General features: G+C 43.5%; 13 protein-coding genes. All 13 read right to left on the reverse strand.

The genetic code is table 11. The features are described 5' to 3' along the window. Positions 1-134 precede the first annotated feature (134 nt). Positions 135-2,150 (reverse strand): NAD-dependent DNA ligase LigA, encoded by a 2,016-nt coding sequence (ligA, locus tag NST33_RS27780; protein WP_339308783.1) that lies wholly within the window; start codon positions 2,148-2,150, stop codon positions 135-137. A gap of 289 nt (positions 2,151-2,439) precedes the next feature. Then, positions 2,440-4,794 (reverse strand): DNA helicase PcrA, encoded by a 2,355-nt coding sequence (gene pcrA / locus NST33_RS27785; protein ID WP_339305792.1) that lies wholly within the window; start codon positions 4,792-4,794, stop codon positions 2,440-2,442. A gap of 357 nt (positions 4,795-5,151) precedes the next feature. Beyond that, positions 5,152-5,847 carry a heptaprenylglyceryl phosphate synthase gene (locus tag NST33_RS27790; protein WP_339305794.1) on the reverse strand — a complete coding sequence of 232 codons (696 nt, stop codon included), beginning with the start codon at positions 5,845-5,847 and terminating at the stop codon, positions 5,152-5,154. A gap of 178 nt (positions 5,848-6,025) precedes the next feature. Further along, the gene (locus tag NST33_RS27795; RefSeq protein ID WP_339305796.1) at positions 6,026-6,901 is read right to left on the reverse strand and encodes a phosphatidylinositol-specific phospholipase C/glycerophosphodiester phosphodiesterase family protein; all 876 of its coding nucleotides are present in this window, start codon (positions 6,899-6,901) and stop codon (positions 6,026-6,028) included. A 130-nt stretch (positions 6,902-7,031) separates the two neighbouring features. Beyond that, a complete protein-coding gene (locus NST33_RS27800; protein ID WP_339305798.1) occupies positions 7,032-8,432 on the reverse strand; it encodes an undecaprenyl-phosphate glucose phosphotransferase in 1,401 nt (466 codons plus the stop codon). Continuing rightward, entirely contained in the window at positions 8,429-9,418 is a 990-nt protein-coding gene (locus NST33_RS27805; RefSeq protein ID WP_339305800.1) for a glycosyltransferase family 2 protein, read from the reverse strand. Before NST33_RS27805 ends, NST33_RS27800 begins: the two co-directional genes overlap by 4 nt. Positions 9,419-9,511: 93 nt before the next feature. Continuing rightward, positions 9,512-10,456: a glycosyltransferase family 2 protein gene (locus NST33_RS27810; RefSeq protein ID WP_339305802.1), complete on the reverse strand. Its 945-nt coding sequence runs from the start codon at positions 10,454-10,456 to the stop codon at positions 9,512-9,514. Positions 10,457-10,559: 103 nt separating this feature from the next. Continuing rightward, positions 10,560-11,420 carry a dTDP-4-dehydrorhamnose reductase gene (gene rfbD / locus NST33_RS27815; RefSeq protein ID WP_339305804.1) on the reverse strand — a complete coding sequence of 287 codons (861 nt, stop codon included), beginning with the start codon at positions 11,418-11,420 and terminating at the stop codon, positions 10,560-10,562. Next, positions 11,417-12,442, reverse strand: a complete 1,026-nt coding sequence (rfbB, locus tag NST33_RS27820; RefSeq protein WP_339305806.1) for a dTDP-glucose 4,6-dehydratase — start codon at positions 12,440-12,442, stop codon at positions 11,417-11,419. Before rfbB ends, rfbD begins: the two co-directional genes overlap by 4 nt. A 17-nt stretch (positions 12,443-12,459) precedes the next feature. Beyond that, positions 12,460-13,020, reverse strand: a complete 561-nt coding sequence (gene rfbC, locus NST33_RS27825; protein ID WP_339308784.1) for a dTDP-4-dehydrorhamnose 3,5-epimerase — start codon at positions 13,018-13,020, stop codon at positions 12,460-12,462. Positions 13,021-13,042: 22 nt separating this feature from the next. After that, the gene (locus NST33_RS27830; protein ID WP_339305808.1) at positions 13,043-13,786 is read right to left on the reverse strand and encodes a sugar phosphate nucleotidyltransferase; all 744 of its coding nucleotides are present in this window, start codon (positions 13,784-13,786) and stop codon (positions 13,043-13,045) included. A 96-nt stretch (positions 13,787-13,882) separates the two neighbouring features. Beyond that, positions 13,883-14,746 (reverse strand): glycosyltransferase, encoded by an 864-nt coding sequence (locus tag NST33_RS27835; RefSeq protein WP_339305810.1) that lies wholly within the window; start codon positions 14,744-14,746, stop codon positions 13,883-13,885. Continuing rightward, positions 14,713-15,969 carry a glycosyltransferase family 4 protein gene (locus NST33_RS27840; protein WP_339305812.1) on the reverse strand — a complete coding sequence of 419 codons (1,257 nt, stop codon included), beginning with the start codon at positions 15,967-15,969 and terminating at the stop codon, positions 14,713-14,715. Before NST33_RS27840 ends, NST33_RS27835 begins: the two co-directional genes overlap by 34 nt. Positions 15,970-15,977 lie beyond the last annotated feature (8 nt).

Below are 15,977 nucleotides of genomic sequence, written 5' to 3' on the forward strand. Positions count from 1 at the left end.
CAGTTAAGATTGGTGAATGTGCACTCGTTGTGAAAATAATCTAGATAACTAGCAAAAGCCCCCGATCACATATTCGTGTCTTCGGGGGCTTTTTTCTTTTTTCTCATTATGAACTCTCTGATTACATTTTAACCCTAGGGATTCAAAAGACGTACCAGTTCGTCCTCATCCTCAATCGTAGGAATGCCCAGATCATGGGCTTTGGTTAGTTTACTACCTGCCTTCTCTCCGGCAATAACCAAATCTGTCTTTTTCGACACACTGCCAGTTACCTTCGCTCCGAGTGCTTCCAGTCTTTGCGTCGCCTCTTCCCGCGTCAATTGGTGCAGCGTTCCGGTCAAGACGACCGTTTTCCCACTGAAGAAGGAATCTTCCACAACAGCAACGGCTGGTGCCTCAGGTGCCTGAGCTTTCACGCCCAAGTTGAGCATTTTCTCAATCGCAGCCTGTGTAAACGGATCTGCAAAAAAGTTTACGATGCTCTCAGCCACGATACCACCCACGTCGGGTAACTCAACCAGTTCTTCCACGGTTGCATTCATAATGGCGTGCAGATCCCGGTAATGATCAGCGAGCATGCGCGTGGTGGACTTACCTGTGTTCGGAATACCCAGTGAGTATAAGAAGGAAGCCAGATCACGATCCTTACTGAGTTCCAGCGCAGCGATAAGGTTGTTCGCTTTCTTTTCCCCAAACCGCTCCAGCTTCACCAGATCATCAAACTGTAACGTATACAGGTCGGCAGGCTCACGTACGTTCAATTCATCATACAACTGAATTGCCGTTTTCTCACTGAATGTCTCGATGTCCATGGCATCACGGGAAGCAAAATGGGAAATTCGTGCCACCGTTTGCGGTTTACACGCAAGTCTGTTGTTACAGAATAGATGCGCTCCGCGTTGCTCCAGTGGGAATCCACATGCAGGACACTGCTCAGGGAAGACGATCTCCTCGCCATCACTCTCCTCAGTCACTTTACCCAGAATCTCAGGAATGACGTCATTGGAGCGACGGATAAAGACCCGTGTGCCCAGAGCGAACTTCAGATTTTTGCGCTCAATATCGCCGACATTGTTAAGAGTACAGTTCTGAACCGTTACCCCGGCAAGTTCAACCGGTTCTACCCGTGCCAGCGGAGTCACTTTGCCGGTACGACCTACATTCCATACCACAGCGTTAAGAACCGTCGTGGTCTCTTCTGCCTCGAATTTATATGCCACCGCCCAGCGAGGGAACTTATCGGTATAACCCAGCACCTCGCGTGTGCGCATGTCCGTAATTTTGATAACAGCTCCATCAATCAGATAGTCCAGTTGACCCCGGTTCTCCTGAATGGCGGCCAGTTGCTCCATTACATCATCAAACTCATGGAAATACGTGATGGATGGATTCACTTTGAAGCGGTTCTCACGCAGGAAATCCATCATCTGCTGATGATTGGCAAACTGAATCTCATCCGAATAACCTACGTTATAAAAATAAGCATTCAGCCTACGCTCAGCCGTCGCCTTAGGATTCAAGTTGCGTAGCGCTCCCGCTGCTGCATTCCGTGCATTCTTGAGCGGCTCGGCCGCCGTCTCATTGTATCGGTCCAAGACAGACAGATTCATGATGCCTTCACCCTGTACTTCAATCGTACCGCTTGTGTAAGGAATTTTGAGCGGAACGGATCGGATCGTTCTAACCTGTGCCAAAATCCCTTCGCCCACCGTACCGTTACCACGCGTAGAGGCTTGTACCAACTCACCGTTGGTGTAGGTCAGGTTCAACGTCAATCCGTCAAACTTCAACTCGATGACATAACCCGGTTCCGGTAACGGCGTATCCGGATTTTTACTGTTATAGTCATTAATCAGTTTCAGTACACGGGTATTCCAGCTCCGTAGCTGCTCAATATTCTGCGCTTTGTCCAGACTCCACAATGAGGATAAATGGCGATGTGGGGTAAACCCCTTGAGCAATTCGCCACCCACACGCTGGGTTGGAGAATCAGGCAGAACCATGCCGCTTTCCTGTTCCAGCGTAACCAGTTCATCGTACAGAAGGTCATACTCCTTATCGCTGATCTGTGGCTGATCCATCGTGTAGTACTGATAATTATGCTGATTCAGCTCGGTAACGAGTTGCTCCATCCGGTGCATCGGGTCCATACAGGGCCATCCCTCCGTTAATTTGATCATATATGTAGAACGAACACTCCTATTGCAATTGAACTCGGAGAACAGAATAACTTTCCATCGTTGGTATCACTACATAATTTCAATAATGAATATCCACACTAACACTCCGATAACAGAATAACTTTCCGATCGCTGTTATCCCCAGATTCTTTTAATTCATTTTAGAAGGTAGAAATCCTGGGATAAAGGCGAACGCTTTGCTTCTTCAAGTTATTTCTGTTCTCTCCGCTATCATGCAAAAGGAAGTTTCGTCCAGAAATTATTCTACTTTGGTAATTGGGGCAAAACCGGCAAGCAGACGTTTCACGCCAACCGGAGCCGGGAATGCAATCTGCAGCTCGGTATCATTCCCTGTACCTTTGACCGCAACAATCGTGCCTGTTCCCCATTTGCCATGCTGCACTTTGTCTCCTGCCTTAAACCCTGCTTCACCATTAGAAGCTACAGGCTTGGAAGCTGATGATGGCGTAGCATATGTTGGGCGGGAGACACTTGTAGTCACACGCGAAGTTGGCGTGGATGAAGTAGCAGATGAACCGCTCTTGCTCTGGTGATCAAACAGCTTGGTGCCACCACCAAAGTTACTTCCCCCACTGGAACCCAGTCCACGTCCACCATACGAGCCACCTCCGCTACTGCCACGGCGGTAACGATCACGAGCCATCGAGGTGTCTTCCTTTAGCTCGTCCGGAATTTCATCCAGGAAGCGGGAAGGCGGGTTCGCCGTTGTACGTCCAAACAACGTCCGCATCTGGGCACAAGACAGGAAGAGTTGCTCTTCCGCACGGGTGATCCCTACATAAGCAAGTCGTCGTTCTTCTTCCAACTCTTCATTGTCCATAAAGGCACGGCTATGCGGGAAGACCCCTTCTTCCATACCCACGATAAAGACAACCGGGAACTCCAGACCTTTGGCACTGTGCATGGTCATCAGGGTAACAGCGTCGCTCTGGTCCTCTTCATCATCGTTCATACTGTCGATGTCAGCAATCAATGCAAGATCGGTGAGGAACGATACGAGCGTTTTGTCTTCATTATTTTTCTCAAATTCCATGGTTACCGACAGGAACTCATCAATGTTCTCCAGCCGTGCACGAGATTCGAGTGTGTTTTCATTTTGCATCTCAAGACGGTATTGACTCATCTCAAGGATCTTCTCTGTCAATTCAGTTACAGACAGATACTCTACCATCTGATGCAACGCAGCGATCATGTCATAGAACTCCACCAGCGCATTCCGCGTACGGCCTGCAAATCCAAGATCGTCCACAACCTGAAGTACTCGGTAAATGGAAATCCCACGCTCTCCTGCCGCAGCCGCGAGCTTCGCTACCGTTGTATCACCGATACTACGCTTAGGAACATTAATGATCCGGGTGAGACTGATGTCATCGTCTGGATTGGATAACAGGCGCAGATACGCCAGAATGTCCTTGATCTCTTTACGATCATAGAACTTGATGCCGCCGACAATCTGATACGGAATATCAGACTTGATCAGAATTTCCTCTATAACCCGGGACTGGGCGTTAGTACGGTACAAAATGGCATGGTTCTGATAGGATTTGCCGTTCTTCACATTTTTACTAATCTCGGAGGTAACAAAATACCCCTCATCATGTTCGGAATCCGCACGGTACACCTTGATCTTCGAACCACCCTCTTTGTCCGTCCACAGTTTCTTCGGTTTACGCCCTGTATTCAGGCCGATCACTTCATTCGCTGCATTCAGGATATTGGAAGTAGAACGATAGTTCTGCTCCAGCAAAATCGTGTTTGCTTCAGGGTAATCTTTCTCAAAGTTCAGGATATTACTGATATCCGCCCCGCGCCAGCGATAGATCGACTGGTCGCTATCCCCTACAACGCAGATGTGGTGGTGGCTGTCAGCGAGCATGCGGCACAACATGTACTGTGCACGGTTCGTATCCTGGTATTCATCGACGTGAATGTACTGGAATTTCTTTTGATAAAAGTCGAGGACCTCAGGCACTTCTTTGAACAGTTGAATGGTCTGCATAATGAGATCGTCGAAATCAAGCGAGTTGTTGGCTCTTAACCGTTTCTGGTACATCTTATATACCTTCGCCACAATTCCTTCGAAATAGTCTCCCGCCTGCTTCTCATATTGCTCCGGACTGATCAGTTCATTCTTGGCCGTGCTCATCATGGATTGAACTGCTTTGGGCTCAAATTTCTTGGTATCAATATTCTGATCTTTCATACAGCTGCGAATTACAGATAATTGGTCCGATGAGTCCAAGATACTGAAGTTGGAGGTAAAACCAATACGTTCAATGTCACGGCGCAAAATACGCACGCACATGGAGTGGAACGTGGATACCCAGATGTCGCGTCCTTGGGAGCCACCAACGAGTTGGGATACCCGGTCTTGCATCTCACGGGCGGCTTTGTTCGTAAATGTAATCGCTAAAATGCCCCACGGGGGTGCCTTCCGTGTTGCAATAAGGTAGGCAATCCGGTGTGTCAGCACCCGGGTCTTGCCGGAGCCCGCTCCGGCCATAATCAGCAGCGGGCCATCCGTCGCCTCGACGGCTTGCCGTTGAGGGGTGTTAAGTCGTGCAACGGCATCATGTATATTTACAGGTTGCATGCATGCATGCTCCTTTCGTTGGTTGGTCTATAAAGCAAAATTAATAGGTTACACTCGCCACTCCGATGACAGAATAATCTTCCGATCGCTGTTATTCCCGGATTTTTCGATCTACTTTTTCAAAGGTGAAAATCCGGTAATAAAGGCGAACGCTCCGCTTCTCCAGCTTATTTCTGTCCTCTTCGTTCTCGCGTAAAAATTAGTTTAGCTTATATTTAAAGGTAGTAAAAATACAAGAGAGAACACTTCGTTTCTGTGTAAACCTAACTCTTGTATACGAATCGCTTAATTAGTAAGGGCAAAGTTCTATTTTAACAGATCATAAGGGGAAAATGGGGGAATGGTAAACTAAACCGATTAAATGGTTCCTTTCACAGCCAACACCGTCTCAAGTGCCTTAGCCAAATCGCTGTACACAATGTTACCTACCACGACGGTATCTGCAACCTGGGCAGCCTGCGAGGCTTTCTCCGGATCATCAATTCCACCGCCGTAGATTAGGTGTGCCCGATCCAGTTGTCTGTACGTCTCACCAACAAGCTCCATATCTCCGAACGTTCCGCTGTACTCCATATATACAATGGGAAGATTGAGCAGACGTTCCGCAGCCTGGGCATATGCCACTGCAGCTCCTGTTGTCAATTCCGTATCTGCACCAGTCAACCGCGCTACCGTGGAGTTTGCATTAAGCACAATGTAACCCTCGGCAATAAGCAGATCCCATGGAATGAGATAACCGTAACGCTCTATGGCTTGCTGGTGTTGCCCAATCATCCACTTGCTGTCCGTTGCATTCAGGACCATAGGGATCAGATATCCATCAAAGCCGGGAACAACAGCCTCCAGATCAGATACTTCAAGCACACATGGCAACTCATAACGACGCACACGGGACATCAGGTCTACCGTGTTATCATAAGTAATTCCGGAAGATCCACCGACGATGATTGCATCGGTCCCCGACATGCAGACCAGATCAAGTTCTTCGTCCGTAATCTCCCGGTCCGGGTCAAGCTTAAATACATGTCTCCACTGCTTAATCATGTCTATCAACGAACATTCCTCCAGAGGTTCTTCTGCATCCTAGAAAGCTTGTAAACTAAGTCTAAGTCAGCAGACAGTGAGTGTCAATGTTCGTATAAAAAGGGGAACAGAAAATCACAGGCATTTCCCTCTTCTGGTATGGAAAAGCCTGTGATTTGGATTCTGTAATGATTATAATTAAGACATTTTACGGTTTCCAGGCAAAACGTGTATTCATCTCATCCAGTTCCTGCTCCGTCAGCACGTCCGAGTAGACCCCGTACACGCCCCATTTCTCATAGTTAGCCACCTGTTCAGTGTCATTGATGGTATGCACGTAGGTGACTGAGCCTGCACTATTCAGCTTGGCGACGAAATTCTGGTTTACTTTATATTCCGGCATAGTCACGGCATCAATATCATTCTTTTGTACAAAATCAACAACCTGATCTTCTGTATCCTGTGTGGCATATAACGTATAGATAATGGAAGGGAATGCATAGACTTCTTTCACCGTTTCAAGCATCGGTTCGTTATAGATCTGTACAACCACTCGATCCAGCACGGATGGATCATGTTCTTTGGCAGCATCTACGAGGGACCTTAACACCTGCTGAATATCCTCATCCTTCTGTTCCTTGGTGTCGGTTACGATATACATATCTGGGTACTGAGCCAGTACATCTATAATGCCAGCGGCATCCATGGGTTGATACATGCCCAAGATTGGCGTATCCATGAATTCATCATGTGTCAACGCCCCGGCCTGTTTATCCTCCGGAAGCTCTTCTTCTTGTCCTAGCATTTTACTCATATTAGCGGTCCATTCATGTCTGGCTACGGCTTTGCGATCCGATGTCAACATAAAGTCGATCTCAAATACACGTGTGCCTTTCTCGTAATTGGCAATCATCGCTTCATAGGCGTTGGTATATGGTTGATCACGAATGCTGCCCATCGCATGGGCGATTAATCTATAGGCGGTAAATCCGTCCCGTTGTTCCTCACTCTCGCTTTCATAGGCGAAAAAGAGTGTGCCCACGGTAACGATCAGTAGTATTAACACGGCGGCAATGCGTTTCATATAGCATTCACATCCTCAGTACCTTTTTGATAGCTAACTACCCGAATTGAGGAGGTGCAAAACAAAATAGCCGCCCGAGGCGGCTGTTAAATGGTGGTATGAAATTGTAAATCAATACCGTCAAGTAATCCTAATATGCATTCTTGAGACCATTTCGAATGGTTTCCCATATGATTTTGATATCGAATAATAAAGACCAGTTTTCAATATAAAAGATATCTTGTTCAATTCGATCCTCAATCGAGGTATCTCCTCGTAATCCCTTGCTCTGTGCCAATCCTGTTATTCCCGGGCGAACGTGATGTTTGATCATATATTTTGGGATTTCATCCCTGAATTGGTTGACGTAGTAAGGTCGTTCTGGCCGAGGACCAACAACACTCATATGACCCAACAGCACATTAAAAAATTGCGGCAATTCATCTAGACTTGTGCGTCTAATGAATGTGCCAAATGTCGTTCGGCGCGGATCATTCTTGGTGGACCAGCCTGTATCTTCCAAACCTTCAGGCATCGCCTTCATAGAACGGAACTTATACATCATGAAATTACGTCTGTTAAGTCCCACCCGCTCCTGTTTGAAAATAATCGGCCCTGGGGATGTTAGACGGACACCTAACGCCACGCCGAGCATAACAGGAGATGTAACGATGATTGCTGCGAGCGAAAACACAATATCAAACGCACGTTTCATCAGACGATTAATGGTAATGTCCAGCGGAATGTCACGCACATTAATCATCGGCATACCTGCAAAGTTATCAAAGTGAGGTCTTGCTGGCAAATAATCGAAGAAATCCGGAATAATCAGTGTACGCACTCCCGCCTTCTCACACAAATTGATAATGTCTGAATACTTATCATGTGCATCCAGCGGCAAAGCCAGAATAACCTCGTCTACATAGTGCGTAGACAAAAATTCTTCCAGTTCGTCGATTTTCCCTAGAATCGGGCTGTATCTCTTTTGTTCAACTTGATCCCAGTGGCGATAGTCATCTAAAAATCCCGTCACTTCATACCCCAGTTCAGGATAACTTCTGAGGTTGTCATAGAATCGTTTACCAAGGGAACCTGCTCCAAGGATTAATACAAATTGGCGGTTAAATCCTTTCTTGCGCAAGTGTTTTAGTTGTAACTTCACCATATAACGATAGATCAACGTGAAGGACATGTTACCGATCATATACATCGCGAGATATGCGCGCGAGATATTTACTTCCTTGAAAAAGAACATCAGACTCAGCAGCATGAAGAAGGCTATGCCATGAGATTGGATAATTTTCCAAAGTTCATCAACAAAACGCTTTTTGCGTTTAGGTACATAAAGTGAAGATAACAGACCTGCTAATATAGCAAGCACTGCATAGACCAAGCTCCACATCAAATACTTCTCTATAGGCAACGGGCTATGATTCGTTAACAGCTCACTTTCAAATTTTAACCACCATGCCAGCAAAAACGACAGCTGAATAACACCAAAGTCCGATGCGATATACAATTGAGTTAAAAACCGTTGATTACGCCGAATCATGATTTCACCTCGGATGATACTTCGTTTTCCGTTCTCGTCGGTGTAACAGTTCTCTTCGAACGAGAAGGCAGAGATACCCAGTTACGCAGGAGGGATAACGTAAACTTTAAAGATATGCCCATCCATACGGCTCCGTTCATCAATGGATTATGCTTTTTTGCGTAGTGCTTGCGGTGGAACACCCACATTGCTCTATGAAACTCATACGTAATTTTCAAAGGTTTGCGACGGGCACTACCACCCTTATAATGCACAATATATGTACGCGGATAGTAATAAATGCCACACCCTGCCTCTTTAATACGATAACACCAGTCGATATCTTCACCATACATAAAAAACGTCTCGTCCAATCCACCAATCTGCTCAATGGTCTCACGACGTACCAACATAAACGCACCAACCAGACAATCTACAGGATATTCATCATCTGGACTAAGATGCCCCAATTGGTATTGATTAAATTTCGGCCGATCCGGAAAAAGCCGGGAAAACCCAAACGCGTAATAGAATGACGCAGATGGCGTTGGAAACCCTCTCTTGCAGGCTTTATCCAGTGAGCCGTCTGGAAGAATGACCTTACAACCGGAAGCCCCCATTTCGGGGTGGCGATCCATAAAATAGACCATCGTATGCAACGTATCTGGCTGAACAACCGTATCGGAATTAAGAAGCAGAATATAACGTCCGCTGGCAATGTCCATTCCTTGATTGTTGGCTACGGCAAAGCCGGTGTTGGTAGAGTTAGCGATCATTCGCACATTCGGATAAGCTTGTTGAATGGCTTGAACTGAATCATCTCGCGAAGCGTTATCTACGACAATAATCTCATATTGGTAAGAGGTCTGAGACGCATAAACTGATGCCAGACAATCCAAGGTTAGTTGGCGTGTATTGTAGTTAACGATGATAATGCTAACGTCAACCTTATCATTATTATTTATATGTGACACTTCAGTTAGTGAAGTATCCGTTGTATGAATCATTTTGATAACTCCTGACTTCGTCTCATGTTTAACTATTGAAAGTATAGCATATGTTGGCATCAGAAGGGACTTAAAGTATATTCAATCACAACTTCAAACCTTCTTCATTACATATATAAGTTTGAGAACAAGGTTATCCAGCGAGGCTTGACGGTAGAATGGCATATTCAGGGCATAACTGATTCTATTATGCAAACTACGATCTCTCTGATACAAAAAATGTTGTATGTCTTCTTGCTGTTGTGTAGATAACTGATCTTTATATATCTCAAAAAATGCACTTGCTTGTTTACTTAAAATAAAATGATTCTTCCCATTCATAAAACGATTCCATCTGTTCTTCCATTTTGTAAAAAGTTTATCATTGCTACCACCAAGTACATTTCCTTGATGCTGTCGATACAATATCATTGGCTCCTTATCGAAGATTACTTCACCAAAAGAGGCAACGACAAGATATATCCACCAATCATGCATAATGATGCTTTTGTGATCGGAGGGAAGATTCATTCTGAGATGCTCAAATGTAACTGAATTTAGAACCATGGTACAACCCACACAACAATTTTCGACTAAAGCATTGCACATACTGAGTGGTTTCGGAGGAAGCTGAGGCCACATGTTTAAAGGATTCAACTCTTGATCCACCATTTGGGTAGAAGAACAATACATCAACGGAATTTTGGATGGCCTTGATTGAAGTTGTTCCACAGCCCTGCTAAGTTTGTCCGACTTCCACACATCATCCTGATCACAAAAGGCGTAAAAATCATATTTGAGCTGTGTTAAACGCATCAGTTCAAAAAAACTCCCGATCACGCCTAGATTCTCACCTTCAAAAAGGTAAATTTTGATCTGATCAGAAAAAGATTTAGCATATTTGCGAACCTTCTGGACAGTTTCATCGGAAGACCCATCATCCCGGATATAAATATCCATCTCGACGTGGCGCTGTGCGAGTAGACTTTCAAGTTGTTCCTCAATATACTTTGCACCGTTATATGTAGAAAGCATGACACATACTTTAGATTGGTTCATACTGCACCTCGAAATTTAAACTTTTCTCTTTATTATATACGAAAACTCCCGCCCGGAAATACAAGAGCGAGAGTTCATTAATGTTGTATTAGATTTGTTTTGATTATGACATAGAACGGATAAAATCACGTAAACCTTCCCGCCACGGGCGGAGATCCGTTAGACCGTTAATTCGAATGGACATGTGATCCATTACTGAATTAACAGGTCTAGGAGCTGGCCTCGGAAACTGCTCCGTTGTGCAAGGTTCCAATTCTGCTTGAATGGAAACTCCAACAGAAGTTTGAGCCTCCTCAAATATAGCTTGGGTAAACTCGTACCAGGTACAATCTCCACGATTAGAAGCATGATATATCCCATACATCTCTGTGCCCATTAGTTCAATAAGGAATAACGCCAAGTCCACGGTATATGTGGGCGACCCTTTTTGATCATGAACAACCTGAAGTTTTGGTTTCTCCTGACCCAGCTTCAATATGGTTTTGACAAAATTATTACCGTGAAGGCCATACACCCATGATGTTCGTACAACAAACCATTTTGTGCACAATGATTGCACCAGCCACTCTCCAGCTCGTTTGGATTTGCCATACACACTTTGAGGATTCGTATCATCGTATTCCTGATAAGAATTCGTCGACTGACCATCGAAGACATAATCTGTACTGATGTAAATCAGCTTGGCTCCGACTTTCTCTGCAGCTACAGCAACGTTGCGTGTGCCTACTGAGTTCACCTTATATGCACCATCCGTATCAGTCTCTGCTGCATCTACGGCAGTATATGCCGCACAATGTATAATGACCTCTGGATGATATGAAGATACAACCTCATTACATTGGGCTTGATTAGTAATATCCATCTGGTCCCGATCACAAGCAAGAACATCATGCCCCTCTTTTTCTAAAAGAAGCACAACATCTCGTCCAAGCTGGCCGCTTGCACCCGTTACGAGAACCTTCATTCCTTATCGTCTCCTAAGCGAGCCCCGTACTGTTTCTCATAGTACTCCTGATAGGCACCAGATTGAATACGTATCCACCAATCCTTGTTATCCAAGTACCACTGAATCGTTTCCTTAATTCCTGTCTCAAAGTTATGCTTAGGCTTCCAGCCAAGTTCGGTCATCGTTTTGGTTGGGTCGATACCATAACGCCGGTCATGTCCCAGACGGTCCTGTACATATTGGATTAGAGACTCAGGTTTTCCCAGCTGCTCCAAGATGGTATTCACAATGTGTATGTTCGTCCGTTCGTTGTTACCGCCAATATTATATACTTCACCGTTACGCCCCTTGTGAATAACAAGATCAATCGCACTGCAATGATCCTCTACATAGAGCCAATCCCGAATGTTCAAGCCATCTCCGTATACAGGCAGACCTTCATCATTCAACGCACGTGAGATCATAAGGGGAATAAGCTTCTCAGGAAATTGAAGTGGGCCGTAGTTGTTAGAGCAACGCGTAATGTTTACAGGCAGACCAAAGGTTTCGTGATAAGCACGCACCAGCATATCTCCTCCTGCTTTGGAGGCAGAGTAAGGGCTATTAGGTTGAAGAGGAGTATCCTCTGTAAAAAGGCCTGTTGGACCTAGAGAACCGTACACCTCATCCGTCGATACTTGAACGAACTTGGTGATATTGTGTTTTTTAGCCGCTTCAAGCAGCGCCTGGGTTCCATTCACATTCGTACGCACGAAAACATCCGGTTCCAGTATGCTGCGATCCACGTGTGATTCTGCTGCAAAATTAACCACTACATCTACACCCTGGCAAATCAAATGATCCATCTTAACAGCATCCGTAATATCTGCTTTGATAAAGGTATGCCGCTTGTTACCCTCAAGAGATTTTAAATTTTCCAAATTACCCGCATAGGTAAGCGCATCTACATTGACGATCTCATAGTCCGGGTACTGCTCCAACATATACATAACAAAATTACTTCCAATAAATCCGGCGCCGCCGGTAACGAGCAATTTCATGAATGGGAACCTCCTAATTACTTCACTTCAAAATTAAAATTGATCTCCGCGTCCTTCAGCAATGGGTGCCTCTGATCCTTGTCGGACAAGATCGGATTGGACGTAGGCCAATCGATTCCAAGTGCCGGATCACTCCATAATATGCCGCGATCATGCTCGGGGGAATAGAATTCGTCTACTTTGTACAAGACCTGGGTGTCAGGAACCAACGTACAAAAACCGTGAGCAAATCCTTTTGGAACAAGCAGTTGGCGGTGGTTGTGATCGCTGAGAATAAAACCTTGCCATTGACCAAAGGTCGGAGAACCTTTTCGAATGTCGACAATAACATCGTAGATCGCGCCGGAAAGAACACGGATTAACTTGGTTTGAGCTTTAGGATTAAGTTGAAAATGCAACCCACGAAGTACACCGGGTTGAGCAGACAAAGATTGATTATCTTGGATAAACTCATAGGGAAGCCCGTTTTGTTTCATGACGTTATCGTTATAACTTTCCATGAAAAACCCACGGTGATCACCATGAACTACGGGTTCAATTAATAAAGCACCGTTTAATTTGGAAGGAGTGATATTCAGATCGTTCGCCATCCCTTCTAATTTATATCTTTAACTTTCCAAACTCATCACCAAAAGTAAGTTCATGCGCTAATTCATTGGCTCGAGCCAATGATGCATGTGTGCCTGCGTCAGTCCACCATCCCTTAAGTATGTCATAGGTCAGATTTCCTCGTTCAATATATGCATTATTAACATCTGTAATCTCCAGTTCACCTCGGGTGGAGGGCTTCAGAGTTTTGATAATGTCAAATACATTGCTATCAAACATATATATGCCTGTAACCGCATAATTGCTTTTAGGATTCTGTGGCTTTTCCTCTATAGATACAATGTGTGTGCTATCCAATTCAGGCACTCCAAATCGTTGAGGGTCAGGAACAGCTTGGATTAATATTTTCGCTCCGGACTTCTGGTTATTGAAATTCTCAACATATTCTTTGATAGTGTCTTCAAATACGTTATCTCCCAAAATAACAACCATCTGCTCATCTCCTACGAATTGTTCTGCCAACCCAAGAGCCTGAGCTATGCCACCTGCTTCATCTTGAACCCGATATGTCAATGAAACACCAATATCACTTCCGCTACCTAGAAGATTCACTACATCACCCATATGTTCCTTACCAGTGATGACCATAATATCAGTAAGCCCTGCCTCTTTAAACTTGTATACAGAATGAAAAATCATAGGATACTTGCCTACGGGAAGCAGGTGTTTATTAGTTACTTTGGTTAAAGGAAAAAGGCGGGAGCCCGTCCCACCTGCTAGAATAACTGCTTTCATTTTGATTCCCCTACCTTTTTTTATTATAATAGCAGGAAACTTTATTCAATTAATTCTTGATATATTTGAAAGTGAGCCATTGTAAAAAAATTATACCTATATAACTGAATTTTTGATAAATGGAAATATTCTGAACAAGGGTACGTAACCTAAATCAATCGAATTATGTTGCAGTAATTTATGAAGAAGCTCCTTATTTACATGATGTCTCTCAAAACCGCTCAAAAAATTCTCCCAAAATTTCGAATTTGTAATATAGTGCTTTTCCTTAATAAATAATTCCAAATATTTTTCAGGATGCTTATGGAAAAGTAGAGCATCATGTACAAAAAAATGATTCCTGTTCGTTTCCTCTCTATATCTTTCTGACGGATGTAGTACTTTTACATCTTCAGAAAATAGAATTTCACCATACCTCTGTAATCTCCAGCCAAAATCAGTATCTTCACGAAAATGTGGGTTGTTAAACCTTTCATCAAATCCCCCCACCCTATGAAAATACTCTCTTTTTAGAAATAAGTTCGCAGTCATGAAGCCGAAGTTCTCAAGTCCCCGGTTTGACACCACTCGATATTTTTTAGGATTAGTTTTATACTTTGGGGCATATATACGCCCTTCTATCCCGATAATATCCTTTTCAAGAAATAATTCAGACGCTTTACTTAGCCAATTTTTGGAGGGAATACAGTCATCATCCGTAAAAGCTATAATTGCACCTGTAGCAATTTTGGCGCCAAAATTTCGAGCTAGTCCCGCACCACGAAATGAAACGTGGTGATACTGCATATTCAATCTATCTAAAAATCTATCTACATTGGTTGGTTGTTCCGACTGATCAATTATTATTACATCAAAATGTTTATAGCGACTTTGACAAAGACGACGTAAAAGTCTTAGAAGATAACTTGAACGTTCATACGTCGGAATTATAACTGAAATCTTGACTTCATAACCTGACATACCCTCTCTGATATCTCCTTCCAACTATAGTGCGACTTAACCATCTTTTGCCCCTGAGCAGCGATTTCAATTCGTCGGTTTTCATCATTAAGCACATCTTTCAACTTGTCTACAAACACTTCCAATTCAGCAATAACTATGGCTTCTTTGCCCTCATAAAATCCTTTATCAAGAACATCTATTCCTCTTGCACCAAACGGTGTAGATACAACCGTTAAGCCTGCCTCCATATAAGTAAACACTTTAATATTGCTTCCGGATCCAATTTCAATGGGATTTAATCCAACATCTGATATATCGTATACTTCCTTCAATTTTTTCTCATTTAACAGGCCTAACAAATGAACATTTTCAGATAAATCTTTTGACTTTATGACATCATTTAAATCACCAGTAACGAGAAAATCTATTTCTGGACATAAACTTGCTATTTTATTGATATATTTTAAAGCCCTAACATTAGGGCCAAAATAGCTACCTGAGAACACTGCATTATACTTTCTTTTCAATCCCCATTTTTTCTTCATTCTTTTCTTGTTTGTAGCAGAGATATGATCCGTTGATTTTTTTACAGAAACTCCATTAGGGGTCAACAATAACTTGTCTTGCTTAACTCCGTATATAGTTATAAATTGATCAAAATCTCGTTTGGAACAAGTCAAAATCAAATCAGCATCCTGTAATAATTCATTCTCAATCTCAATGATTTCTCTCAATAACTGAGATCCTAATCTCTTATACTGCTGACTTAATAAATCTTCAGCCCTCAAAAAGGATTCCACATTTTGCGAATCATATACTATAGTTTGTTTACTGGTATCAATAAATGGTTTCAGAACCCTGTAGCTCCATGGATGAGAGAAAATAACTATATCTGCATCTTTCATATAACTCACTGATTCTAAGATATATTGATCAGATAAATGAACAAATCGATGAAAAGCTATATCAAATAAATTAAGACTCGGGAATGAGGCGTTTTCCAATAATAATTTTGAGAAATGCTCATCGCTACAAGGAACTAGAATTTCAGTTGAATTTGAGCCAAACTTCTTAATCGTCTTCTTTTGTTTTGCGTTATCAAAGGTTCCTACATAGTCTAGTTGAAAACCATCAGGTATATTTCCCCATATCCCCGCTAGACGTAAACGTCCTCCAGCAATAGAAGGCAAAATAGGTTGTATATCGGATACAAAAATACGAATTGGTGGTACTTTTACCACATTCCCCC

This window comes from Paenibacillus sp. FSL L8-0435 (assembly GCF_037965655.1).
In the GTDB taxonomy this organism is placed as follows: domain Bacteria; phylum Bacillota; class Bacilli; order Paenibacillales; family Paenibacillaceae; genus Paenibacillus.